The 23,769-nt window shown below is 66.1% G+C and carries 12 protein-coding genes; 6 read left to right on the forward strand and 6 right to left on the reverse strand.

The window, feature by feature from the left end; translation table 11 throughout:
• Positions 1-17: 17 nt before the first annotated feature.
• The 3 genes from RMO51_RS10660 to RMO51_RS10670 all read left to right on the forward strand — a co-directional run bounded on the left by RMO51_RS10660 (position 18) and on the right by RMO51_RS10670 (position 3,296).
• Positions 18-1,565 carry a SusD/RagB family nutrient-binding outer membrane lipoprotein gene (locus RMO51_RS10660; RefSeq protein WP_310394492.1) on the forward strand — a complete coding sequence of 516 codons (1,548 nt, stop codon included), beginning with the start codon at positions 18-20 and terminating at the stop codon, positions 1,563-1,565.
• Between the two features lie 39 nt (positions 1,566-1,604).
• A complete protein-coding gene (locus tag RMO51_RS10665; protein ID WP_310394493.1) occupies positions 1,605-2,192 on the forward strand; it encodes a hypothetical protein in 588 nt (195 codons plus the stop codon).
• Between the two features lie 126 nt (positions 2,193-2,318).
• A complete protein-coding gene (locus tag RMO51_RS10670) occupies positions 2,319-3,296 on the forward strand; it encodes a zinc dependent phospholipase C family protein (protein ID WP_310394495.1) in 978 nt (325 codons plus the stop codon).
• Between the two features lie 214 nt (positions 3,297-3,510).
• Here the strand turns inward: RMO51_RS10670 and RMO51_RS10675 are convergent, their stop codons facing one another.
• A complete protein-coding gene (locus RMO51_RS10675; RefSeq protein WP_310394497.1) occupies positions 3,511-4,458 on the reverse strand; it encodes an ion channel in 948 nt (315 codons plus the stop codon).
• A gap of 202 nt (positions 4,459-4,660) precedes the next feature.
• On the opposite strand from RMO51_RS10675, the gene RMO51_RS10680 reads away from it, so the two are divergent.
• The gene (locus tag RMO51_RS10680) at positions 4,661-5,605 is read left to right on the forward strand and encodes a YitT family protein (RefSeq protein WP_310394499.1); all 945 of its coding nucleotides are present in this window, start codon (positions 4,661-4,663) and stop codon (positions 5,603-5,605) included.
• Between the two features lie 44 nt (positions 5,606-5,649).
• On the opposite strand, the gene RMO51_RS10685 is transcribed toward RMO51_RS10680, so the two are convergent.
• The gene (locus RMO51_RS10685) at positions 5,650-7,137 is read right to left on the reverse strand and encodes a hypothetical protein (RefSeq protein ID WP_310394501.1); all 1,488 of its coding nucleotides are present in this window, start codon (positions 7,135-7,137) and stop codon (positions 5,650-5,652) included.
• 241 nt (positions 7,138-7,378) lie between these two features.
• Between RMO51_RS10685 and RMO51_RS10690 the strand changes: the two genes are divergently transcribed.
• Positions 7,379-9,691: a patatin-like phospholipase family protein gene (locus RMO51_RS10690; RefSeq protein WP_310394503.1), complete on the forward strand. Its 2,313-nt coding sequence runs from the start codon at positions 7,379-7,381 to the stop codon at positions 9,689-9,691.
• Positions 9,692-9,786: 95 nt separating this feature from the next.
• On the opposite strand, the gene RMO51_RS10695 is transcribed toward RMO51_RS10690, so the two are convergent.
• Entirely contained in the window at positions 9,787-10,494 is a 708-nt protein-coding gene (locus tag RMO51_RS10695) for an alpha/beta hydrolase (protein WP_310394504.1), read from the reverse strand.
• Between the two features lie 428 nt (positions 10,495-10,922).
• Between RMO51_RS10695 and RMO51_RS10700 the strand changes: the two genes are divergently transcribed.
• On the forward strand, positions 10,923-11,477 hold the full coding sequence (locus tag RMO51_RS10700; RefSeq protein ID WP_310394505.1) for a sigma-70 family RNA polymerase sigma factor: 555 nt from the start codon (positions 10,923-10,925) through the stop codon (positions 11,475-11,477).
• 269 nt (positions 11,478-11,746) lie between these two features.
• On the opposite strand, the gene RMO51_RS10705 is transcribed toward RMO51_RS10700, so the two are convergent.
• The 3 genes from RMO51_RS10705 to RMO51_RS10715 form a co-directional block, all read right to left on the reverse strand.
• Positions 11,747-12,673 (reverse strand): NAD(P)/FAD-dependent oxidoreductase, encoded by a 927-nt coding sequence (locus RMO51_RS10705; RefSeq protein WP_310394507.1) that lies wholly within the window; start codon positions 12,671-12,673, stop codon positions 11,747-11,749.
• A gap of 282 nt (positions 12,674-12,955) precedes the next feature.
• A complete protein-coding gene (locus tag RMO51_RS10710) occupies positions 12,956-20,092 on the reverse strand; it encodes an Ig-like domain-containing protein (RefSeq protein WP_310394508.1) in 7,137 nt (2,378 codons plus the stop codon).
• Positions 20,093-20,649: 557 nt separating this feature from the next.
• The gene (locus tag RMO51_RS10715) at positions 20,650-23,508 is read right to left on the reverse strand and encodes a 4-alpha-glucanotransferase (protein WP_310394510.1); all 2,859 of its coding nucleotides are present in this window, start codon (positions 23,506-23,508) and stop codon (positions 20,650-20,652) included.
• Positions 23,509-23,769 lie beyond the last annotated feature (261 nt).

Below are 23,769 nucleotides of genomic sequence, written 5' to 3' on the forward strand. Positions count from 1 at the left end.
CCGCGGCCGACTTTCTCATGCAACTGACCTCTTCGATTATGTTTCGCGGCGCCCAGCTCGCCGCGCTCGCCCTGGTGCTGGGCGGCTGCAACACGAGCGAGTTTCTGGACGTGAACCAGACCCCCAACAACCCGCTGAGCGTGTCGCCCTCGGCGCTGCTCAACGGGGTGGAGGTGACCACCGGCTTCGCGGTGGGCAACGACCTGGGCCGGGTAGCGGACCTGCTGGTGCAGCACACCGCGGGCATCGCCAACCAGCCCCGAACCTACGACACGTACTTGCTCCGCGGCAACTACGATAACCAGTGGAACAACGAGCTCTACGGCGGCTCGCTGATTAACGCCCAGCAAATCATCAACCTCACCCAGGAAGCGAGCCCGGTGTACGCCGGCTACGCGAAGATTCTGAAAGCGTACAACTTTGCCCTGGCCACGGACCTATGGGGCGACATTCCCTACTCGGACGCCTTGCAGGGCAACCTGGCCGCGCCTAACCTGCAGCCGCGCTTCGACAAGCAGGAGGACATTTACAAGGGCAATGCGGCTCTAGGCATTCAAAGCCTGTTTGACCTGGTGCGCGAAGGCCTGGCGGACCTGGACAAGCCCAGCGCCCTGCGGCCCGGCACCGACGACTTGATTTACTTCCGGGGCAGCGTGACCACCAGCGCCGCCGCGGTGGTGAAGTGGAAAAAGTTTGGCAACACCCTGCTGCTCAAGCTGGCCAATACCATCAGCAAGAAGGAGCCGGCACTGGCCGCGAGCGTCATCAACGAAGTGGTGGCCAAGGGAACCGGGGCCTACATGACCGACAACTCGGACGACGCCGAGGTGCCCTTCGGCACCACCGTGGGCAACCAGAACCCCTTCTACGCCTACAACTTCGTGAATCGCCCCGACGACCAGATGCTCAGCCAGCGCTTTCTCGACTCGCTGAACCGCTTGAAGGACCCGCGCCTGCCGCAGTTTTTCACCACCGTGCCGGCCACCGCGGGCATCGTCACGCCGTTCGGCCGGTTTGCGGGCTACGACAACGGCGGCACGGCCGCGGTGCCCGTCCGGGGCAGCCGCTCGCGCTACGCCAGCTACGTGGTGGGCGCCAGCGGCGAGGCACCCGTGCGGCTGGTCACCAACTTCCAGCGGGCCTTCATCCTGGCCGAAGCGGTGCTGACGCTGCCGGGCGTGACCGTGCCCGGCCAGACCGCGCAGTCGCTGTTCGAGGCCGGCATCCGGGCCTCGATGGCCAAGGCCGGGCTTTCGGCCGTCGACATCACGACGTACTTCGCCGCCAACCCCGGCGTGGTGACGCTGGCCGGCCCCGTGGAGCGCCAGCGCAACCAGATTATCACCCAGAAGTGGATAGCCTGGACGGGCAACGGCTACGAGGCCTACAACGACTTCCGGCGCACGGGCTACCCCAAGCTGGCCCTGGTGACCAATCCCAGCTCGGAAAGCCCGGTTTCCATTCCGGCCCGGCTGTACTACCCGAACGTGGAAATTACCTCGAACGCCGCAAACATCCCCACGCCCCAGCCCCTGACCACCGTCAAGGTGTGGTGGGCCGAGTAAGGCGGCCCCTTCTCTCAGCTTGCATTTCGACTCTTTCTCATGAAAAAGCAACTCGCTCGTTTCCTCATTCTCAGCCTGCTTGCGCTGGGGGCCTTCTCCTGCAAAAAGGAGTACGATGACAACAGCCTCTCGCCACTCCAGGACAGCGTGGCGGACGTGCCAGTTACGGTGCCCAACCAGGAGTTTTTCGAGCGGTTTCCCATCGTCACGGCTTCGGTGAAAAACACGCCGGGCGCGGGCGTCGTCGGGCCGTTCACCATCGTGCTGGAAATTCCGGCCGGCAAGGGCATCATCCGGGAAATTACGAAGATTACGACCGGCACCGCTGGCCTGGCCAACCTGCAAGGCGCCGACGCCCTGAGCTTCAACTACGACGCCGCGGGCACGCGCCTGGTGCCCATTGCGGGCAATGGCACCAACCAGATTACGTTCGCATCCAGCCTGGACCGGTACACGGCCTACCGCGCCCGCGTGGGGCCGGGCGCGGCCGGACAGCCCGCCGTGGTGGCGCCCAACGCGTCGTTCACGCCCCAGAACCCCAACCAACTGCCCTACTATTTCCTGCTCACGCTGGAAGACGGCCGGCAACTGGTGTCGACCGCCGTGCGCGTGCGCGTGGTGGAGTAAGAGCCGCAGCCGTTGCCGTAAGAAGGCCCTTCGCTCGCCGCGGAGGGCCTTTTTGTTGGCGGCTTCGGAATGCAATCTGTTCGGAGTAAATTGCCGGGCGGGCTTGCAACGGAAGCCGGTTTCCTCATGAAAAAACCGCTACTCTTTCTGCTGCTCGCGGCGGCCCTGGTGTTGTGCGCGCGGCAGGCCCAGGCCTGGGGCTTTTTTGGGCACCGGCTGCTCAACCGGCTGGCCGTGTACACGCTGCCGCCGGCCATGGTGGGCTTTTACAAGGCCAACATCGACTACCTGACCGCTAACGCCACCCGGCCCGACTCGCGGCGCATGGTAATACCCGGCGAGGCCCCCAGGCACTTCCTCGACGTGGACCGCTACGGCGACAGCGCCGCGTATAAGCTGCCGCGCCGCTACGCTGACGCCGTGGCCCGCTACGGCGAAGACTCGCTGCTGCGCCACGGCATTGTGCCCTGGCACGTGGTGAGCATGAAAAACCAGCTCACCGCCGCCTTCCAGGCCCGCGACACCGACCGCATCCTACGCCTCTCGGCCGACTTGGGGCACTACATTGCCGACGCCTGCGTGCCGCTGCACACCACCCGCAACTACAACGGCCAGCTCACCGGCCAGCGCGGCATCCACGGCCTGTGGGAGTCGCGCCTGCCCGAACTGCTGAGCACTGACTACGACCTGTTCAGCGGCCAGGCGCAGTACCTGGAACGGCCCAGCGACGCCATCTGGGGCGCGGTCGTCCGCTCGCACGCCGCCGTGGACTCGGTGCTGCGCTTCGAGCGGGAGTTGACGGCCCAGTACCCCGGGGACCAGAAGTTTGGCTACGAGCAGCGCGGCACCCAAACCATCCGCACGTACTCGCGCGAGTTCAGCCGGGCCTACCACGCCCGGCTCAACGGGCAAGTAGAGCGCCAGATGCGCTACGCGGCGGCCCTCATCGGCGCCTTCTGGTTCACGTGCTGGGTCGACGGCGGCTCGCCCGACCTGAACCAACTGCCCCGCACGCCCTCGGCTAAGGAGCAGCAGCGGCTGGAAGTGGAAGCCAAGGAAACGGCCGCCTCGCCCGCGCTGGCCGCGCCGGGCCACGACGAATGACGGAAGCTGGACGCTGCGCTTAATGAGCAATGAGCAATGAGCAATGAGCAATGAGCAATGAGCAATGAGCAATGAGCAATGAGCAAAAGGAACGTCATGCTGAGCGCAGCCGAAGCATCTCGCCCGCTTCATTGAACGATTAGATTACTACCCCGAGCAAGATGCTTCGGCTGTGCGGACGCCAGATGAGCATGACGTTCCTTTTGCTCATTGCTCACTTTTCATTCCTCATTGAACGAAGCGCAGCGTCAGCGTCCAGCGCTTCGGTTTCGTGCAGTTGGTCCAGGTCGAGCACGGCAATGCCGTTTTCGTTCACCTCGTAGGCGCGGACAAAGCGGCGGTGCCACTCCATTTCGTCGTGGGTGTAAGAATTGCGGGCGTGCACGTCCTGGGCAAAAGTGTCGTCGTAGCCTTTCAGCTGGACGATGATTTCGGCGTCCAGCCGCTCGTAGTCGGCCGGGCCGAGGCCGTGCAGCGGGCTCTCCGGGGTAATGTCGTGCACCACGGTCCAGCTGAGGGGAAAGAAGCTGACGGAATCACGCTCCAAGGGCAAAAAGGCGTACTTCTGGTCGTTGGTGGCCGCCTCGGTGGTTTTGAACAGCACCCGGGCCTGCAAGTCGATGAGGATGTTGGAGCGCTGGTTGGCGATGCGGAACTGCAGGCTGGGCGTGCCGTCGGCCCGGCGGGTGATGATGGCCGTACGGCTGAATTGAATGCGGGCCGTGGGCCGCGAAAACCGCCCGTAGAGCAGGCCCGTGGCCAGCGCAAATGTGAGCACGCCCACCAGCGCCTCCAGGCTCGACACGAAGCCCGTGCCGTTGCTGCCGGGGTACACGTGCCCGTAGCCCACGGAGGTAAAGGTCTGAATCGAAAAGTACAGCGCACTCAGGTAGTCCTGAAACCAATTGCCGGGTGGTTCCACGCCGGGCAGGCTTTCGAGGCCCAGGGCCAGGTAGACCAGCGCGAACAACGTGTTCAGCAGGGCAAAAAACACCACTACCACGCCGATGAACGGCCCCCAGGCCATGGTGATGAGCCACTGAAACGGGTCGTGGCGGTGGGGGCCGCCGCGCCGCCGCACATTGAAAGTGCCGTCGTGGTTGATGGCCCGTTTGGTGCGGCGCGAGAATTTTTCGCCAATGCCGGGGTCGAGGGTGGCCATGCGCGGGGGAAGGGAAACGGGTTGAAAAAAGCAGCCGCCAAACGGCTGCTAAAAATAAGGGAGCGGCCTCAGAACCGGGCGGCCTGGTTATGGAGCGGCCCGGTCTTGGGGTCCGGCCTACCCAACGGCGCCAGCGCGCGTTAAAGGACCCTGGCGCTCCGGCCCGCCGCCCGTGGTGGGCCGGCCGGCCCCGCCCCCGTCCATGCTGTTTTCCCAAGTGCTGCTGCTGAATAAACGCTCTCAACCCGGCGACCCCGGCGCGGCCCCGCCGTCGGGCGCCCCGGTGGCGCGCGCCTTGCGCGGGCTGCAAAACACGGCGCTGGTGGTGGCGGGCATCCTGAGCGCCGGCATGGGCCTGAAAGGGTTTCTCCTCTCCAGCCACTTCATCGACGGCGGCGTCACGGGCGTGTCCATGCTGCTGGCGGCGGCTTTTGACCTGCCCCTGGCCTGGGGGCTACTGTTCATCAACCTGCCGTTTCTGCTGCTGGGCTACCGGCAGATGGGGCCCGGCTTCGCGGTGCGGAGCGCCCTGGCCATTGCCGGCCTGGCCCTGTGCGTGGCCGTGGTGCCCTACCCCGACGTGACGCCCGACCTGCTGCTCACGGCCGTGTTCGGCGGCGTGTTCATCGGCGCCGGCATCGGGCTGGCCATGCGCGGCGGGGCGGTACTCGACGGCACCGAAATCGTGGCCCTGCTCGTGAGCCGGCACACCCCGCTGCTGAAGGTGAGCGACGTGGTGCTGGTGCTCAACCTGTTCATCTTCGGCGCGGCCGCCTTCGTGCTCGGCGTCAACGAGGCACTCTACTCCATCCTCACCTACGTGGCCGCGTCCAAGACCCTGGATTTTTTGCTCAACGGCATCGAGCAGTACACCGGCGTCACCATCATTTCGGAGCACAGCGACGCCATCCGCCACGTCATCACGCACCACCTGGGCCGGGGCGTCACCCTCTACAAGGGCCGCAGCGGCTACGGCAAGCGCGGCGAGCAGGGCGAAGACCTGGACATCGTCTTCACCGTCGTCACGCGCCTGGAGCTGCCGCGGCTCCGCGAAGAAGTCCGGCGGCTCGACCCCAAGGCTTTCCTCCTGCAGCACCGCATTGATGACGCCGTGGGCGGAATGCTAAAGAAACGGCCGTTTCACTGACGTCGGCTCCGGCGCCCCGCTAACCGGCTGGCCGGCGCGCTCCGCTACTCGGCTTTCACCACCTTCAGCACCTCGGGGCGGCCCTCCCCGGCCCGGTACAGATGCAGGGTGTACAGCCCCGCGGGCAGGCCCGCCGTGGGCAGCACCAGCTGCCGCGGGCCCGCGCCCAGCGGCTGCGCGGGCCGGCGCAGCACCACCCGGCCCAGGGCGTCGCGCAGCTCGGTGGCCACGGCCCGGGGGCGGTCCAGGGTCAGGCGCACGGTCAGTTCGGGGCCGAAGGGGTTGGGGGCGGCGGCGGTGCCGGCGGCGGGCTGGCCGCGCCGCGTGGGCAGCAGCTGGGCAAAGGTGGTGAGCTGGCCCCAGGTTTCGGTGCCCTTGCGGTAGCCGAGCAGCACGGTAAGGTCGGACATAAAGCTGATGTACTCCTCCCGCGTTTGGCCCAGGCCGGGGGCCGTCGAAATATAAAGACCAAAATCACGGCTGGCCATGTCGCGCAACGAGACGGTGTCCGCGGCCGCGGCGTTGCATTGCTCGTACGCCAAATGGCGCTGCACGGGCCGCCCGCCGTAGTCCGCCGTGCGAAAAGCGGGCAGGTGCACCCGCCCCGCCGGGCCCGAAGCGGCACTCGTCCCCCAGAAACCGGTGGGCTGGTCCAGTTGCCCCGTCGTGCGGGTAATGCGCAGGGTGCTCACCAACGCGGGGCTTAGCACGGCCACGGCGCTGGTGCAGGACCGGACCAAGGTACGGCTGCGCACCTGGTAGCGCAGCGTGTCGCCGTTGAGGCTAAGGGCGCGGCTCAGGATGCTGTCGCGGGTCCATTGTTGCGTCGGGCCACACGACAGGCCGAAGGGCGCGGAGGAGGTGGTCTTCCGCAAAAACACGTCGCCGGGCTGAAAATCGTACACCGCGAAGGCTCCGAACTGGGCCGTGCCCAGGCCCAGCTCGGGCAAGGCCGTGAGCGTGAGGGTGGCCGCCGGCAGACGCGGGTTGAGGTAGCGGCCCAGGGCGGGGCCACTCACCCAGCCAAAGCGCCGGCTGAGGGTGAGCACCGCCCCGTCGGAGAGGGTGATGACGGCCAGCGAATCCGCCTGCCCCAGCACCGTGCCCAGCGTCCGGGCCGTGACCTGCGCCGTGAGGCCGCTCGACGTGGCCGCCCAGGCCTGGCCCAGCGGCTGCCGAGGCCGCAGCGTGAAAGTGCGGCCGTTGGCGGCGGCCAGCACGTACTCGGCGCCGGGCCGCACCCGCAGCGTGGCTCCAAACAGGTTGTCGGGCCGCTCCACGTAAGCGCCGCAGTTGCCCTGCGCCGGGTTGACCCTGCCGCGGCTGGTGCGCCGGTCGAACCGAAACAGCGAGTCGCCGCCCTGCAGCTGGCCGGCCCCCAGGCGCAGCAGGTACGTGGTGTCGCCGGCCGTAGCGGCTTCGCTGAGTTGATACGTGAAGGCCGGGCGGAAGGGCCGGTAGTTCTGGGCCGGGGCCGCCGATGCCAGCAGACACCCGGCCAGGCCGATGGCCAACGCGGAGAAGTTTTTCATGGGTTGGAGGCGGGTAGAGGCCGGCTGCACACAGCTCCGGCGAAGCACTTCCTAAATGTAAGGCAAAATAGCGGCGCATTTGCCGGGTTCTTGAATGCTCGCCGCGCCCGAAATCGGCGGGCCCACTGCCCGGAAGCGTGAAAAGTGGTGCGTCATTTGTGTGCGCACAACCTGCGCCGTAACCGGCCCGTACGCGGCTGGCCGGCGCCCCTGCTCAAACGGCCAACCTTCCCTGCTTTCTATGCCCCTTTTTTTCTCGCGCGTGCTGCCGGCCTTGCTACTGGCCGGCTTTTTCATTTTTCCCGCCCAGGCCCAGAAAGTGGGGCTGGTACTCAGCGGCGGCGGGGCCAAGGGGCTGGCGCACATCGGGGTGCTCAAGCAGCTGGAGAAAAACCGGATTCCGATTGACTACATCATCGGCACGAGCATGGGCTCGGTGATTGGGGCGATGTACGCGGCGGGCTACTCGCCCGCGGAGATTGAGCAGATTGTACTGACGCCGGAGTTTCAGTACTGGGTGAGCGGCAAGCAGCTCGAAGACAAAACGTTCAACTACCTCACGGCCGAACCCTCGCCGTCGGCCCTGCGCCTGGGGGTGGCCATCGACTCCTCGTTTACCGCGCGGGTGAGCACCAACCTGGTCAACGACCTCAACCTGAACTTTGCCCTGGCCAAGCTGCTGGCCCCGGCCGGCGCGCGGGCCGACTACGACTTCGACAAGCTGTTCGTGCCCTTCCGCTGCCTGGCGGCGGAGGTGTTCACCCGCAAGCAGGTGGTGCAGAAAAGCGGCTCCATCTCCGACGCCGTGCGCAATTCGATGGCCGTGCCGCTGGCCTTCCGCCCCATCCGCAACCTCGACGGGCGCTACCTCTTCGACGGGGGCGTGTACAACAATTTTCCCACCGACGTGATGCGCAATGAGTTTGCCCCCGAGGTCATCATCGGGGTGAACGTGGGCGACGTCGCGTACAAGAAATATCCGTTCAAAAATGACGACGCGCTGCTCACGAGCACCATCCTGTTTCTGGGCGCCAACGTGGCCGACACGCTGAGCGTGGGCAAAAACGGCGTTTTCATTCAGCCCGACCTGGAGGGCTACGGCGGGGCCGACTTCGAGCGCGTGCAGGCCCTGATTGCCATCGGCGACACGGCGGCCCAGCTCAAGATGGCCCTCATCAAGCAGCGCATTGGCCGGCGCGTGGACAGCCTCACGCTGGGCCAGCGGCGGCGGGCGTTTCAGGACGGGGCGCCCACCCCGCGCTTCACCGAGGTGCGCGTGAACGGCCTGCGCGAGGACCAGAACCGGTACGCGGCGCAGTTTTTCCGGCGCAAGGGCCGCACCTACACCATCGACGACGTGGAGGAGGGCTACTACCGCCTGGCGTCGGACGACTTTTTCAAGAACATCTACCCCCGCATTCGCTACGACGACAAGCAGAAGGGCTACGTGTTCAACGTGGACGCGCGCCGCAACAACAACGTGGCCGCCGAGGTGGGCTTCGTGCTCAGCAACCGGCCAATTGACAACCTGTACGTGGGGCTGGAGTACCGCTACCTGCGGCGCCTGCTCTACACCGCCGCGGCCAACGTGAGCCTGGGGCGCTTCTACAACAGCGCGCAGGGCTCGTTTCGCATCAACGTGCCGGGGCGCATTCCCTTCTACGTGGAGCCCACCATCACCTACAATCAGTGGGATTACCAGAACAGCGGCGGCTTGCTGGGCCGCGACGTGTTCAGCACCCAAATCCGGCAGCAGGACACCAAGCTGGGCGCGCAGTTTGGCGTGAGCCCCAACTACCGCAGCCGGGTGGTGCTCGACGCGGGCGCCTTCACCACCCGCGACTTCTACACGAACTCGACGACCATCAACAGCGCCGACGTGCTCGACAAAACGGTGTTTCGGGGCGGCACGGCGGCCGTGCAATTTGCCCGCAACACCCTCAACCGCAAGCAGTACGCCACTGCCGGCCTGCGCGTGGTGGGCACGGTGCGGGCCGTGACGGGGTCGGCTATTTTCACCCCCGGCTCCACGTCGGTAGTGGCGGCCAATTCGCGGCACCACCAGTGGGTGCAGCTGCGGGCCACGGCCGAGCGGTACTACAAGCTGAAGGGCGACCATCATTCCTGGGGCTATTTCGTGGAGCTCACGGCCAGCGGCCAGGGCACGTTCTCCAACTACCGCTCGTCGCAGACCACCGCCCCGGTGTTTGCCCCGCTGCCCGACTCGCGCACGCTGTTCCTGGACGCTTACCGCTCGGCCCGCTACGCGGCGGCCGGCCTGCGCTACACCCTGCCGGTGCTGGGCAAGCTGGAGTGGCGCTCCGAAGCCTACGTGCACGTCAACGCCCAGCCGCTGGCGCAGAACGAGCGCCAAAAAGCCGTCCGCCAAGACGGTTTCGAACGGCCGCGCCTGACAGCCAGCACGGGCGTTATTTTTCAGACACCGGTGGGCCCACTGGCCATTCACGGCCGCTTTTACGACGATGCCGCCGAGCGGTTCGGCGTTTACGGGCACCTGGGCTTCATCCTCTTTCGGAGCCGGGCATTGGAATAGGCGCATTGTTAGTTGTCAGTTGCTCGTTGTCAGTTGTCAGTTGCCAGCACATACTGACAACTGACAACTGACAACTGACAACGAGCAACTGACAACTAACAATGAGCTGCCACTGCGGCCGGGGCTTCGAGGGGCAGCAGGTGGCCCGCGCCGGGCACCACCGTGAACGGCGTGCCGGCTGGCAGCAGCGGCAGCGTCTGCTGCTGCTGCGTGGCGGGCGTGATGGCGCGGTCGTCGGCGCCCACCAGCAGGTGGCACGGCCCCGCGAGCGCGCCAAGCTGGGCCGTGAGGTCTTCGCGGGAGCCGTGCCGGAGCCAGGCATTCCAGGCGGCGGGGCTGCTGCGCAGGTTGTCGGCGATGACGTTCGCCCGCTGGGCCTCGGGCAGGGGCTGCTGGGTGATTTTACGGAAGGTCTGCTCGGCGGCCTGTTTGTCGCCGTGGGCGGCCAGCGCGGCGGCGCGGTCGTCGTCGGTCATCGGCTCGGGCGTGGGCGGCGAGGGCGACAAGAGCACCAGCCGCCGCAGGCCGGCGGGCCGGCGGGCCGCCAGGGCCAGGGCTATTTTGCCGCCCATGCTGTGCCCGAGCAACGTGAATTCGGTCAGGCCGCGCCGCGCCACGTACTCAGCCACCCAATCGGCGTAGGCGCCCACCGAATAGCCGAACCCCGGCGGCGGCGCCTGCTGGCCGAAGCCGGGCAGGTCGGGCGCCAGCAGCTCGGTGCCAGGAGCCAGCAAGGGGCGCAACAAATCAAATTCGCGGCCGGCGCCGGCCCAGTAGTGCAAGGCAACAATGGTTGAGGGCATAAGCTGGTGAAATAATCCGGCTTGCTCTACGGATGGCCCGGCAATGGCAGCTACTCATCGCGGTTACTTTCCGGCTTTTTAAGCCTACCCGAAACCGGGTCTGACAACCTACGTGGCCGTGCCTAAGCCCCAGCCCCTGGCCGTCCCCCCGCAGCTACGGTTGAGTATTTACGAGCAGCGAAGTCCCCTGCTTTCAACAACAAGTTCTTGACGAGACAATCCAATCATGAAAATATGCCGTAAGATTTTGCCTTGCCGCTGTTCTGTAAATCCATTTTAAGCCAGCTCAACGGCCCCTATTCCCCTTCACGTACCCGCCACCAACTCTCTTTTCTATAAGCAACCAGCTACTATTCCTGTCCAGTAATTCACCGAAGACCTGTTTCTGGCTTTTGGCCAGCGACCGATTCTTTCCTTGCTGTTCGATTATGAAGGTAGCTCTGGCGTTGCCCGCCGCGACGGACGAAGGGGCACTGGTGCAGCGGCTAATAGCCCGCGACGAGCAAGCCCTGCGCGTGCTACACGACCGGTACGCGGGCAACCTGCTCACCGTGATTCTGCGGGTGGTGCGCAACGAGGCGCTGGCCCAGGACGTGTTGCAGGAAGGCCTGCTCAAAGTGTGGCTGAGCATTGCCAGCTACGATGCCCGACGCGGCCGCCTCTTTACCTGGATGGTGCGCGTGTGCTGCAACCAAGCCATCGACGCGCTGCGGAGTCCGCGCTACCAGTTTCACAACGGCAATAAGTCGCTGGAAGTGACCGGCGCCCAGCGGGCCCGGGCGCCCTCCACCTTCAACCCCGAACACATTGGTCTGCGCGAGCTTACCCTGCGGCTCAAGCCCCGGCAGCGCGAGGTAATTGACCTGATTTATTTTGGCGGCTGCACCCAGGCCGAGACTGCCGAGCAGCTCGGCGTTCCGCTGGCCACCGTGAAAACCCGCGCCCGCGCAGCCCTGCAAGTACTGGCCCAGCTGGCGCGGTGATTTTACGCTGCGCTTGATGAGCAGTGAGCAGTGAGCAGTGAGCAATGAGCAGTGAGCAGTGAGCAGTGAGCAGTGAGCAGTGAGCAGAAGGAACGTCATGCTGAGCGCAGCCGAAGCATCTCGCGTGTGATAGTAATCCAATCGTTAGCTGCGCTGACATTCGGTTCAACGAAGCGGGCGAGATGCTTCGGCAAGCTCAGCATGACGTTCCTTCTGCTCACTGCTCACGGCCCACTGCTCACGGCCCACTGCTCATTCAGCGCAGCGTCCTACCGCGGGCACTCTTCCCTGGTCAGGCTTTCGTTAATCAGAATGGCGGCTTTGTTGCCCCCGGCCGCCGCCAGCAGCGCTTGCTGGGTACCGGGCGTGGTATCGCCGGCGGCGTACAGGCCCGGGACGGACGTTTGCAAGCCCGAGCTGACCCAGACGGCGCCTTTGCTGGTCAGGCGCGCACCCAAGCCGGCGGCCAGCGGGCTGCGCTGGTGCTGGGGCGCGTGCAGGAAAAGCGCCGCCCGCTCCAGCTGGCTGCCGTCGGCAAACACTACGCAGCGCAAGTCGCGACTCGCCGAGCCGATGAGGCGCGTTACGGGCTGCTCCTCCACGCTGATTTTTTCCCGGCGCAGGCGGCGGCGGGCGTTGGGCGTGAGGTGGCCAGCGCCGTCCGTCACCACCACGATGTCGCGGCTCCAGCGGCTGACCAGCAGGGCCAGGCCCGTCACCGTGCGGCCCCGCCCGTACACGGCCAGGGGCTGCCCGCGCACCTCCCAGCCGTGGCAATACGGGCAGTGCAGCACCCCGCGCCCCCACAGCTCGCGGAAACCCGGCAGCGGCGGCAGCACATCGCTCACGCCGGTGGCCAGCAGCACCCGCCGGGCCGTCACGGTGCGGGAAGCATCGTCGGCGGTGCTGCTCCCGGTGGCGCAGAAGCCCCGGCCCTGCCGAATCAACGAATCGATGCGCAAGCCTGCGACTTCCACGGTGTCGTAGGGCCGCAGCTGCTCCCGGCCCAGGCGCAGCAGCTCGGCGGGCCGGATGCCGTCGCGCGTCAGAAAGCCGTGCACGCCGGGCGAGCATTCGTTCCGCGGGGGGCCGCCGTCGGCCACCAGCACCCGGCGTAAGCAGCGCCCCAGGGTGAGGGCCGCCGTGAGCCCGGCGCTGCCCGCGCCAATAATGAGTACGTCGTAGTCGTGATGCATCAGGCTGACTGAAATTGGAGCAGAACCCAAACGTGCTAACCCAAGCGCCCGCCCGGAGGTTGCGCCCGGCCGCGGGCACTTAGCGCCGTCTCGCGTTCTACGTTTCGCGTTCTATTCGGAAGAAGTTAAAAGCTGAGGGTTAAAAGTTAGGGTGCGTGCGGTTAGAATTTCAGCTCTTAACTCCTTCCGAAATATACCCTGGCCCGAAAACCATTACAACGCCAAAAGGCCCTTCCCGAACGGGAAGGGCCTTTTGCATTTGCCGGCGAACCGGCGGCGGCCTTATTCTTTGATGAGACGCTTGGCCAGATTCACGACCTGGCCCCCGTTGGTACCGCGCACCAGCACGGTGTAGGTGCCGCTGGCGATGGTGTTCAGGTCCAGGGCGTGCGCCCGGCCCGCCGTCAGCCGGGTGCTCAGCACTGTCCGGCCCGTGGCGTCCAGCACGCGCACCTGGTAGGAGCCAGCGGGCAGCTGGCTCAGGTCCAGCTGCGTGGCGGCCGTGGCCGGGTTCGGGAACAGGCCAATGGCCGGAGCCGCGGCAGCCCTAATGAAGGCCACCGTGCGCACGGGCGAGTAGGCGCTCGTGCCGTCGGCGTCCACCTGCTTGAGGCGGTAGTAGACCGGGCCGCTGACCTTGGCGCCGATGCCCGAGTCGGTCAGGGCGTAGTCCGTCGGGGCCGAGGAGGTGCCCTGGCCTTTCACCTCCTCGAACTTCACGAAATCCGTGCCGTTGAGGCTGCGCTCCACGTCGAAGTGGTCGTTGTTCTTTTCCGAAGCCGTGCGCCACACCAGGGCCGCGTCCATGTTGCGCACCGCCCGGGCCTCGAACGACACCAGCTCCACCGGCAGCGGGCCGCTGCCAACGGTAACCACACCGGAGAATTCCGACGTGCCCACGCCCGCGAGGGTGGCCGTGGCACTGAGGACGGCCCCCGCCAAACCGCTGCCCCCGCCGGGCAGTGAAGCGAGCGGAATGCTCATCACGAAGAGCTGGGTGTTGTCGGCGCCCTGGTTGATGCCGTTGACGAGGCCGCTGTAGGCCGCCGTCCGGGCGTCGCTGTCCACCGCCCCGTTGGCTGCGTTGCTATTGCCTTCGACGATTGCGGTCAGGTAGGTGGCCCCTTCGCCAAAACCGGACGCGTCGGCCGTGCCCACGGCAAAGAGCTCGATGCGGGCGCCGGGCCGGGCGTAGCCGCGCACCAGCAGGTTGGGGCCGTTGATGCGGGCCTGCGCAATCACCGGGAAGTTGAGCAGGCCATTGCCCCCAATGACCGACGAGCCATTGCTGCCGCCGTCGACGTCGCCCGTCTCGTTCAGCGTCACAATACCCGCGGTTTCGCTGTCGCCGGTGTTCAGCAGGTCGATGCCCAGCCGGGTGTTGTTGAAAATCGAGTTCTGGCTGATAAACGTAGTGCCCTGCACGTTGGGCGCGTTGGTACCGGCGCGCACCAGCACCCCGTTGCCGGCGCTGCCCGTGATGACGTTGAGGCTAATAGTGTTGCCCTGGCCAAAGGCGCGCACGCCCGACGTTTCGGCGCCGCCCGTGCCGTTGCCGCTGATGGTGTTGCCCGTGACCAGGCCGGCCCCATTGGTACCCGCGAAGTCCACGCCCGAGCCGCGGTTGCCAATTATCAGGCTGTTCCGCACAGTGCCCCCGGCCGTACCCAGGTGCACCCCGTCGGCGGTGGCGTTGAGCAGGGCGTTGCTGCGGATTTCGTTGCCCGTGATGAGCACGCTGTTTTCCGTGCCGTTGGCCAAGTTCTCCACCCCGCTGGCCCCGTGGTAGCCAATCAGATTGTTGCTGATGACGGCCGACACAAACCCCCCGGTGGCGAAGCCGGCCAGCAAAACGCCGTTGCCGGTGCTCCGGGTCAGGTTCGTATTCGGGTCCACGCCGGTGGTTGGAAAGGCCGTGGCCCCCGTGCCGATGACGTTGTTCGTGATGAGCAGGCCGGTCGTGGCCGTGCCGGTTACGTAGATGTTGGCCCCGCTGAGGTTGCCGCTGCCGGTGGCGCCTGTGTTGCCGAAGCCCAGCACCGCCAGGCCCCTCACCGTGAGGTTGGAAGCAGCCAGGGTCAGGCCGTAGGTGGAGTTGGCCTGGCCGGGGGTACCGGTCAGTTGCACTTCCGGGCCGTTGACCTGGGCCAAGGGCGTGCCCGAGCCGCTGCCCACGCTGCCGCCCGCGCCCAACACCACGTTGTTGGTGTTGGTCACGTTCAGGGTTTGCGTGGTACCGTCGAGCACGGTGTTGGGGTCAGTGAAAGCGGGCAGGGCCCCGTTGGCCGCCGTGTTGGGCGCGATGACGGCCACGCCGCCGGGGAGCTGGTTGGTCAGCCCGCCGCGCAGGCCGTTGCGCGGCGCCCCGTTCGAAATCATGAAGATGCTCGTCTCCACCCCCGGGGCCGGGTCGGTGCCGCCGGCGTTGGAGCTCGCGGCCTGGTCGAGGTTGCCATTGCCCAGCGCGTTGGAATTAAGAATAAACTGCCGCAGCGAGCCCTGGCCGGTGTCGTTGGTGTTCACAACGGCGTCGAAGTTGAAGCCGAAGTCCACGCCGGTGGCGCCGGCGCCCGCCAGGGTCAGCGGGGCCACGCTCTGCGTAACGACGCTGCCGCTCACCGCCCCGACAGTAAAGGAACCCCCGGAGTAGGTGTTGAAAACACCGTCGTTGGGCGCCTGCACCCGGCCAATTTCAACGCCGTTGATGAGCACGGCCACGGTCTGGTCGTTGGTCTGGCCGCCCTGGTTGCGCTGCGTGGCCTTGAACCGCACCGAGTAGGTGCCCGGACTCAGCGTCAGGGCCTGGTCGGCCGAGCCGGTAAACTGCAGGAAGGCCACCTGGGAGCCGGCCGGGGCGGCCGGGGCCCCAAAGCCGCTGCCGTTGCCCGCGATGCCGGAATTGCCCGCAAACGTCCAGGCCACGTCGACGCCGGTTGGGCCGTAGATGAAGCCGTTGCCCACGTTCGGCGTCTCGAAGCTGCTGTTGAACAAGGCAGTTGCCACCACGCTGTTGCCGGCATCCACTATTTCCACTTGGTCGATGAAGGCGGTGTTGTCGCCCCCGCTCAGGTTGAGGCCGGCCAGGCGCAGCGTCACGCTGCTGAAGTTGGCCGGGCCGTCCACTTTGGTTGGGTCTTCGCCGCCCACGCGCTCCGGGTCGGGGGCCCCTTCGTTGGTGCGGTAGGTCTGCACGGGCACCAGCCCGGTCACCGTTTTGTTGCGGACGGACTTCACCGTCGAGCTCACCGCGCGCACCGTGTAGGTGCCCACGGGCACGCCCGAAAACCCGTAGCGGCCGTCGGCCCCCGTGGTGGTAGCGGCGATGAACGCATTCGAGCTATTGTAGAGCTCGACGCGGGTACCGGCGCTACCAATCGCCCCGGCGGCGAAGCCCGACGCCACGGCCGACGCATCGGCGGTTGCCAGGTCGCGGCCGGAGCCCCCGCCATAGTTCACGTCGTCGAACACCGTGCCCGCGATGCTGTTCACGGCCGTTACCCGGATGTTAGCTGCCGGCAGCGAGCCGTCGTTGTTGGCCAAGCGGGGGTCAAAGTCTCCGCTCGACCGCGAGGCCGCCGTGCCGAGCACGTTCTGGTTCGGCATCGAGAAAAGCACGCGGTTGGGCAGGCCGGTCAGGGCATTTACCAGCGTCGCTCCGTTGACGAGCACCGCCACGGCCGGGAACGTTACCACGCCGGTGCCGGGGTTGTAGGTCGTGCCGTCGGCGAAGGTGAGCACGCCGGTGGGGCTGGTCGTGAAACTCGACTGGCCATTCGGCTGCACGTTGGCCAGGTTGGGGTCGATGGTGATGGTTTCCTGCACGTTGCGCGCCGTGCCCAGCCCGTTGTTGACGGTGTTGGCGGTGAAGGTCACAGCCGAGTTCGGGGTGGCCGTGTTCGTCGGCACATTAGCCGTAGCACTGGAGGAAATGGTGGTCATCACGTCGGCTGGGCAGCCTACCACCACGTTGGGCACGTCGGCCCGGGTGATGCTGCTCAGGCCCTGGCCCAGCGAGGCCGAGGCCACGCCCGAGCCGTAAGTAGCGAAGCCGAACGTAGTGCCGTTGGGGCCCGGGGTGAGCGAGGAGGCCGCGTTCGTGACCGAAGAAGTAAACGAGACGCCGCCCGCGCCGCCGCCGCCGGGGCCGTGGGGCGAGCCGCCGCCGGTGTTGGAGCCGCCCGCGCCGCCGTTGGCCAGGATGGTGATGCCCTGCAGCACCGGGCTGTTGGCGTTGCCGTCCGAGGCGTTGCAGAGCAGCACCACGGAGCCGCCCGCGCCCGCGCCGCCCGAGCCGTCGTTGTTGGGCACGAAGTTCATGGAGTTGCCGCTCACGTCAATCGTGCCGGAGTTGGCGCTCACGGTGGTGGCCCGGATGATGACGATGCCGCCGCCCGCGGCGGCCGAGGAGGCAAAGCCGTCGGCCGCGATGCCGACGTTGGCCGGATAAGCCGTGAAGTTGTTGTTCACCGTGCCGTCGTTGGTGGTGCCGGCCCCGCCGCCCCCGCCCATGATGATGCGGCTGGCCGTGGCCTGCGTGAAGCCCGCGCCGCCGTAGCCGCCCGTGGAAGAGTTCGAATCCCAGCCGTTGCCGCCCACGCCGCCACGACCCGCGTTCGAGCCGCCGCCGCCGCCGGTGTTCTGGTCATTGGCCGAAGGGCGACCGTCGGTGCCCCCGCCGCCGGCGTTGCCCGGCGCGCCCCGGCCGCGGTCGCCGCTGGGGTAGCCGTCGCTCAGGCCGGCCGGCAGCAGGCCGCTGGCCCGGGTGTCGAGCCGCGTTCCGTTGTCGTTGAGGTAGCGCGGCGTACCGGTGGTGCCTTCGCCCTTGTTGGCGCTGGTGTTTAACGTGGCGCTGTTGCGGTACGAAGTCGACACCACCCCCCCGGCGCCGCCTAGCTGCTGGCCGGCACCGCCGCGGAAGCCGCGGCCGGCCATGTCCAGCTTAAAGCCGGCCAGGTCCAGGGTGCCGTCCACGTCCATCGCCATCACGCCCCCGGTGAGGCCGTCCCAGCGCGGGGCCGTGACGTTGGCGTTGAGGGTTACGTTTCGGTAGCGCGGCACCCGGATAACCTGGAAGCGCCGCTGGCCGCTCGTGGCCGTGGCCACCGCCGAGACGTAGCCGAAGCTCAGCCCCTGCGTGAGCTGGAGCGTGCCGCCGGCCGTGCCCACCGTGTTGTCGGCAATGGCGTACTCGTACACCCCCGCCGTGAAGTTGGCGTTCAGGATTACCCCGGCGGCCAGATTGTCCCCGTTCACGCCGTCGCCGTAGGCGTCGGCGTTGGTGTTGTCAATGTCCCCGCCCTGCATTTGTATGATAAGCACCAGGTCGCCGGCCACGATGGGCGTGGTAGCGGCGCCGGCCGCGGCCGGGCCCAGCGTGAGGCTGGTGGCGGCCGTGGCCGCCGTGCCCACCCCCGGGAAGTAGGTATTGAAACCGGACGGCAGCGGGTTGGCGTCGCCGTCGGCCCCGGGCACCACGCACAGCAGCGTGGCCGCGGCACTCACCACCTGGGTCGTAATCCGGGACTGCGCCGCGGTGCCGTCGTTGTTCACCGCCACCGGGTCGCCGTTGGCGGTGGTGCTGGTGGCCGAAGCGGAGGCCGTGATGGTGCCCCCGGTAGCCGTGGGCGAGTTGAAGCGCACCGTGTACACGAGGCTGACCCCGTTCGCCAGCGAGTTGATGAGGGGCCAGGTCACGACCCCCGTCACGGCGTTGTAGGCGCCGGAGCCCGGCGCGCCGGGGCCCGAGGCCACCACGCCGGCCAGCCCCGTGGCCAGCTGCGCCCGCAGGTCGACCCCGGTGGCGGTGCTGGGGCCAATGTTGGTGGGGACCACCGAATAAACCACCGCTTGGTTGGAAAGCACCCGCGTCGGGCCGTTGATGGCCACGCTCACGTCCGCCGCCTGGGTGGGGTTGGTGAAAGTGGCGCCAATGTTATTGTTGGGGTTGGGGTCCGACTGCCCCGACACGGCCGAAGCGGTAGCGTTAACGGTGCTGCCCGGCATCGAAAAGGCGATGTTGCGCGAAAAGGTGGCGCCGACGCCCAGGCCAACGGCTGGGAAAGTAGCCCGGCCGTTGGCGGCGTTGTAAATGCCGCTGTTGGAAAGCGACACGCCGGTCAGGCCCGTCGGCAGGAAAATGGTGATGACGACGTTGGTGGCGGCCACCGGGCCGCTGTTGGTCGTGGTGGCCGTGTAGTAGAGCAGGCTGCCTTCCGGAGCCGTGGTGATGAGGGGCCCGCCCAGGGCGACGCTGGCCGCGAGCGTCGTGCCCAAATCAGCCTGGCTGGTGTTTTGGGGAATGGTGTAGGTGGCCGGGCCGCTCTGGGCGCCGGCATTGTCCGTCACCCGGTACTGAAAGCTAACCGAACCCGACGCCCCGCTCGGGGCCGTGTAGGTCAGGCTGCCAATATTGGCGACCAGCACGGTGTAGGGGACGTTGCCGGCGGTGATAACCGTGCCGCCCTGCTGGAGCGTACCCGTGGCGGGCACCGACGTAATCTGGTACGACAACAACGACCCCGCGCCGTCCGCATCGATGGCGGACAGGTTGGGGTTTAGCGTGGTCGTGGTGCCGTTGGCATTCACCGTGACGTTGGTGCGGTCCTCGGCCACCGGGGCCGCGTTGGTCAGCGTTAAGGTCAATATTCCCGTGTTTGAGGTCTGCACCGGAGTGCCCCGGTCCTTGAAGTTGTAGCCGACCGTGGCGGTGCCGACGAAGTTGTTGGGGTTGGTAAAGGTGATATTGCCGGTAGTACCGTTGGCCGTGAACACCACGCCATTGGCATCGGTGTAGGTCCGGCTGGTGGTGGGAGTGCCCGTACCGGCGCTGAGGAATACCGTCGTCAGGTTAGGATTGCCGGGAGTAGCCACATCGTTGGCCAGCACGTTGACTAGCGCCGTGGATTTGTAAGAAACGGTGGCGGCGTCGTTGTTGGCCACTGGCGTGCTGTTGACCGTAACCACCCGGCTGACGGTCACCAGTCCGCCCGCGTTGGTAGCGTTGGCGGCCGAAGCCAGCACTGCCGCCGTAAAGGAGGCAGTACCAGCAGGGACAACGAAGGAGATGGTGTAGTTGAGCGTATTCCCGTTTTTGGCCAGGTTGTAGGGCCCGCCGGTAAACGACACCGTGCCGGCACCCGGGTCGTAGACGGCGTTGGCGGAGCCAGCACCACCAAAAGTCACTCCGGTCAAGCCCGTGGGCAAGCCCGTTACCGTGCGCACCACGTTGGTGGCGGCGTTGGTTCCCGAACCCGTGTTGGTCGTGTTAATCGTCAGCGTCAGCGTGGCCCCGACGTTTACAGCAGCGGCCGTAGTGGGAGTTATTCCCAGAAAAGGAGAAGTCTGTGCCCAAGCTTTGCTACTAATAAACAAGACGAATAAGCCAAGAAGTAAGGCAAATCGACGTAAAAGTGTTGTCATAAAATAAGTGAAGAAGGATTAAAAAAGTACCAGCCGTGGATATGAGGAAAAAACGTCCTCAAAAGTAGAATTGGACCCAAGACGGGAATGGGGATATTAGACGAGTGGGCCTCTCGCCCCAGTGAATGGCGCGGAACCGTAGTAGCAAACTAAAACGACCCACGAAACCCCTGCCCCAACCAATCGAATGAAGGATGCGCTAAAGTCCTACCGTCACGAAATGGCGCCGACTGATAATTTAAGCTTGAAAAAATAATGTTATTGCTAGAATCGACCACAAGCCTGGTTCACCCAGGCAGAATACTGACCTTGGTTTTTTCATAAAATCCATTCCGTCAGCAATAAATTATTAGGGTATCTTGACTGCTTGCGCTGGGTTGCTTATGTGGAGCGCCAGGCTGACTTGTTCCGCGCGGGGCCCTCTTGATTACAAGGTCCCGCGGCCGCATACAAATACGCGGCTGAGCAGCCCTGCCAGAGGCAAGGCCGCTCAGCCGCGGTCAGCAAGCGCGTAAGTGGGCCGTTTGGTTGGGGTAGCGGTTGCGGGCGGCCGTGAGCTAACGGCCGCTGGCCCGGACCATTTCCCGCAGCGGCTCGTTGAAGCCCGCGGCGTCGACCAACTCTTCCAGGGGAAGGTGCAGGCGGTATTTCCAGAAGTGGGCGGGGTTGCCGGGCATGTTGATTTGCTCGTCGTGCGGGTTGGCGCGGCGCAGGCCGGTGTCCATTGCCAGCAGGTCCTGCAGCGGGAAGATGGCCCACATGGCGGGCGAGTGCAAGTGCTGCACCAGGATTTCGCGCGCCACCCAGGGCTCACAGTAGAACGGCGCCACCTCGCGCCAGTGGCCGAGCATGGTTTCGAAGTAGCGCTGGGTGCGCACCCGGTCCTCTTCCCACCAGCCGCGGACGGTGCTCATGTCGTGGCTGCTGGTCGTGACCACGCTCAGGTAGGGCGCGGTGGCGGGGTGGCCAAACTCGGTTTCGGGGTTGGCGGGCATCCGCTGGATGTGCAGGCCCAGGATGCCGAGCTCCCGCATCACGCCGGGCACGGAGGCGGGCACCATGCCCAGGTCCTCGCCGCAGATGAGCATGTCGGTGGCGTAGCGCACGGGCGGCAGTTTCACGAGGCCCTGCTGGCGCCAGAATTCCTCGTGGCGGCGGAAGAAAAAGTCCACGTAAATGTCGTCGTAGAGGCGGCGGCGGTCCTCGTCGCGGTCGAGCTCCCGGAACGAGTAGCTTTTGTTGAGGGTGATGCGCGGGTGGTAAAAATCGTCGCCGGCGGGCACAAACAGCACCTCGTTCACGAGCTTAAACAGACCCGTTTGCAGCCAGGCGAAGTAGTCCGCGAGTTCAGTTAAAAGTGAAGAGTGGAGAGTTAAAAGGTTCTCCCCTGCTTTTAACTCTTCGCTCTTCACTTTTAACTTCTCCGCGATGTAGGCTTCAATTTTACGCTGGGTGTTGACGTGTTCCTTTAGGTGAATGCGGCCGTAGCTGGCGTCGTCCAGGTACTCGTCGAACACGGCCTGGGCCTCGCCCTGGAAAATATCCTGCAACATGTGCCAGCGGATGTAGGGCTCGCACAAGCGGCTGTAGTCGAACCAGCCGAGGCGGCGCTCAATCTCGTGGCGGTGCAGCGGCAGGGCCGGCGCAAAGTGCCCCAGCAGGCCCTCGACCGACGCTATCGGCATCTCCCAGATGCGGAAGAAGCCCAGGATATGGTCGATGCGCAGCGTGTCGAAGTAGCGGCTGAGGTGGCCCAGGCGCTGCTTCCACCACTTATAATCGTCCTGGGCCATGCGCTCCCAGTTGTAGGTGGGGAAGCGCCAGTTCTGGCCGGTGGTGGAAAAGTCGTCGGGCGGGGCGCCGGCCTGGCGGTCCAGGTGGTAGAGTTCGGGCTGGGTCCAGGCATCCACGGAGTGGCGGTAGATGCCGATGGGCAGGTCGCCCTTGAGCACCACGCCGCGGCTGCGGGCGTAGGCCACGGCGGCGCGCAGCTGCTGGTCGAGGTGGAACTGGGTGAAGAAGAACAGGCCGTAGGCGTCGTAGTCGGCGGCGGTTTCGGCGGTGAGGGCGTTCAGGTCGTGCGGGGTGCGGTACTCGGTGGGCCACTGCTGGAAATCGGCGGTGCCGAACCGGTCGCGCAGGGCCGAGAACGCGGCGTAGGGCACCAGCCAGTCGGCCTGACTGGCGTAAAACTCGCGGTAGGCGGGGTCGGCCAAAAAAGCCGCTTTCTCCTGCTGATACAGCAGCTTGAGAAACTTCCACTTGGCGGCCATCACCGGCTCGTAGTCCACGAAGTCCCGGGCGTTGAGCTCCTGCCTGAGCTGGGCCAGCTCGCGCGCCGCCTTTTTGTCGTTAAGCGCCGCAATGCCTTCGAGGTGAATGAATTGCGGGTGCAGCGCAAACACCGAAATGGCCGCGTACGGGTACGAATCGGCCCAGGTGTGGGTAGCGGTGGTGTCGTTGATGGGCAGAATCTGCACCAGCCTGAGGCCGGTTTGCACGGCCCAGTCGGTGAGCAGCTTCAGGTCCGAAAATTCGCCCACGCCCAGGCCGCTGGCGCTGCGCAGGGCAAAAACGGGCAGTGCCACGCCGGCGCCACGCCAGGCATCGGGGTGGCGGTAGCCCTCGTCGTTGAACACGCGGGCGGCGGTGTGGTCGGCGGTGGCGGGCACCACGCGGTTTGCGCCGCCTTCCATATCGAGAGCGTGGCCGGCCTGGGCGTCCCACATGGCGTATTTATACAGGCAGTCCTCGGCGGGGCGGGCCAGCCGGGCGGTGCCGGCCCAGGTCGGGTAGTCCCGGTCGGTCAGGACCAGGGCTTTGGTATTGTCCCAGGCGCCCAGCGCGGGGTCGGAGCCCAGGATACAAAGCCCGTGTTGCGGCGCCACGCGGGGCGCCAGGAGGCGAAACACGGTGTCGCCGGCGGCCGGGGCGTTAGTTGTTGTTTGCTCGTTGTCAGTGGTCAGGGCCGTTTCTGCCGTTAGGCGGGCGGCAGCCGAAGCGCTGGCTTTGGCCTTTTTGGCCTTGGAAGCGGAGGCCGCAGCCGGCGCGGGCCGGCGGAACAGGGCCTTGGTGAAGGCGGCGGTTAGCAGCTCGTTTTCGGGCTGGGCAGGGGCGCGCCAGTAGTCGGCCAGGTGCAGGCGCTGGGCGCGGGCGGCGGCGTAGGCCACGGCGCGGTTGGGGCCAAACTCCCACTGCGCGCCGCCGGTGTTGGCGTCGAGCAGGACGTATTTATAGGTAAGCTCGTCGGCGGCATCGGCCACGGTCAGCTCGTGGCTCCAGCAGGTGGTGGCCTCGTCGTACTGCATCAGGGCCGCGCCGGCCAACTGCCAACCGCCCAGGTCAGGATGCGAGCCGCACACGGCCAAACGCTGGCCAAAAACAGTGCGGTAAGGAAGCGAAAAACGAAGTATCATGCGAGCTCAGGTAGGTTTTGGGGCCGCAAGATAGCGCTACGCCCAGACGCTGCGCGTGGACGCTTACGCTTAATGAAGAATGAGGAATGCGCAGACGGAAGTCATGTCGAGCTTGCCGAGACATCTCGCGTGGGGAGGCAATCCAATCGTGCGCCGGTTTTGATTACAGCTGCACGCGAGATGTCTCGGCAAGCACGACATGAAGTTACGTCTGCGCATTCCTCAATCCTCATTCCTCAGTCTTCATTAAGCGTAAGCGTA

Origin of the sequence: Hymenobacter sp. (assembly GCF_031398885.1) — a bacterium.
GTDB lineage: Bacteria > Bacteroidota > Bacteroidia > Cytophagales > Hymenobacteraceae > Hymenobacter.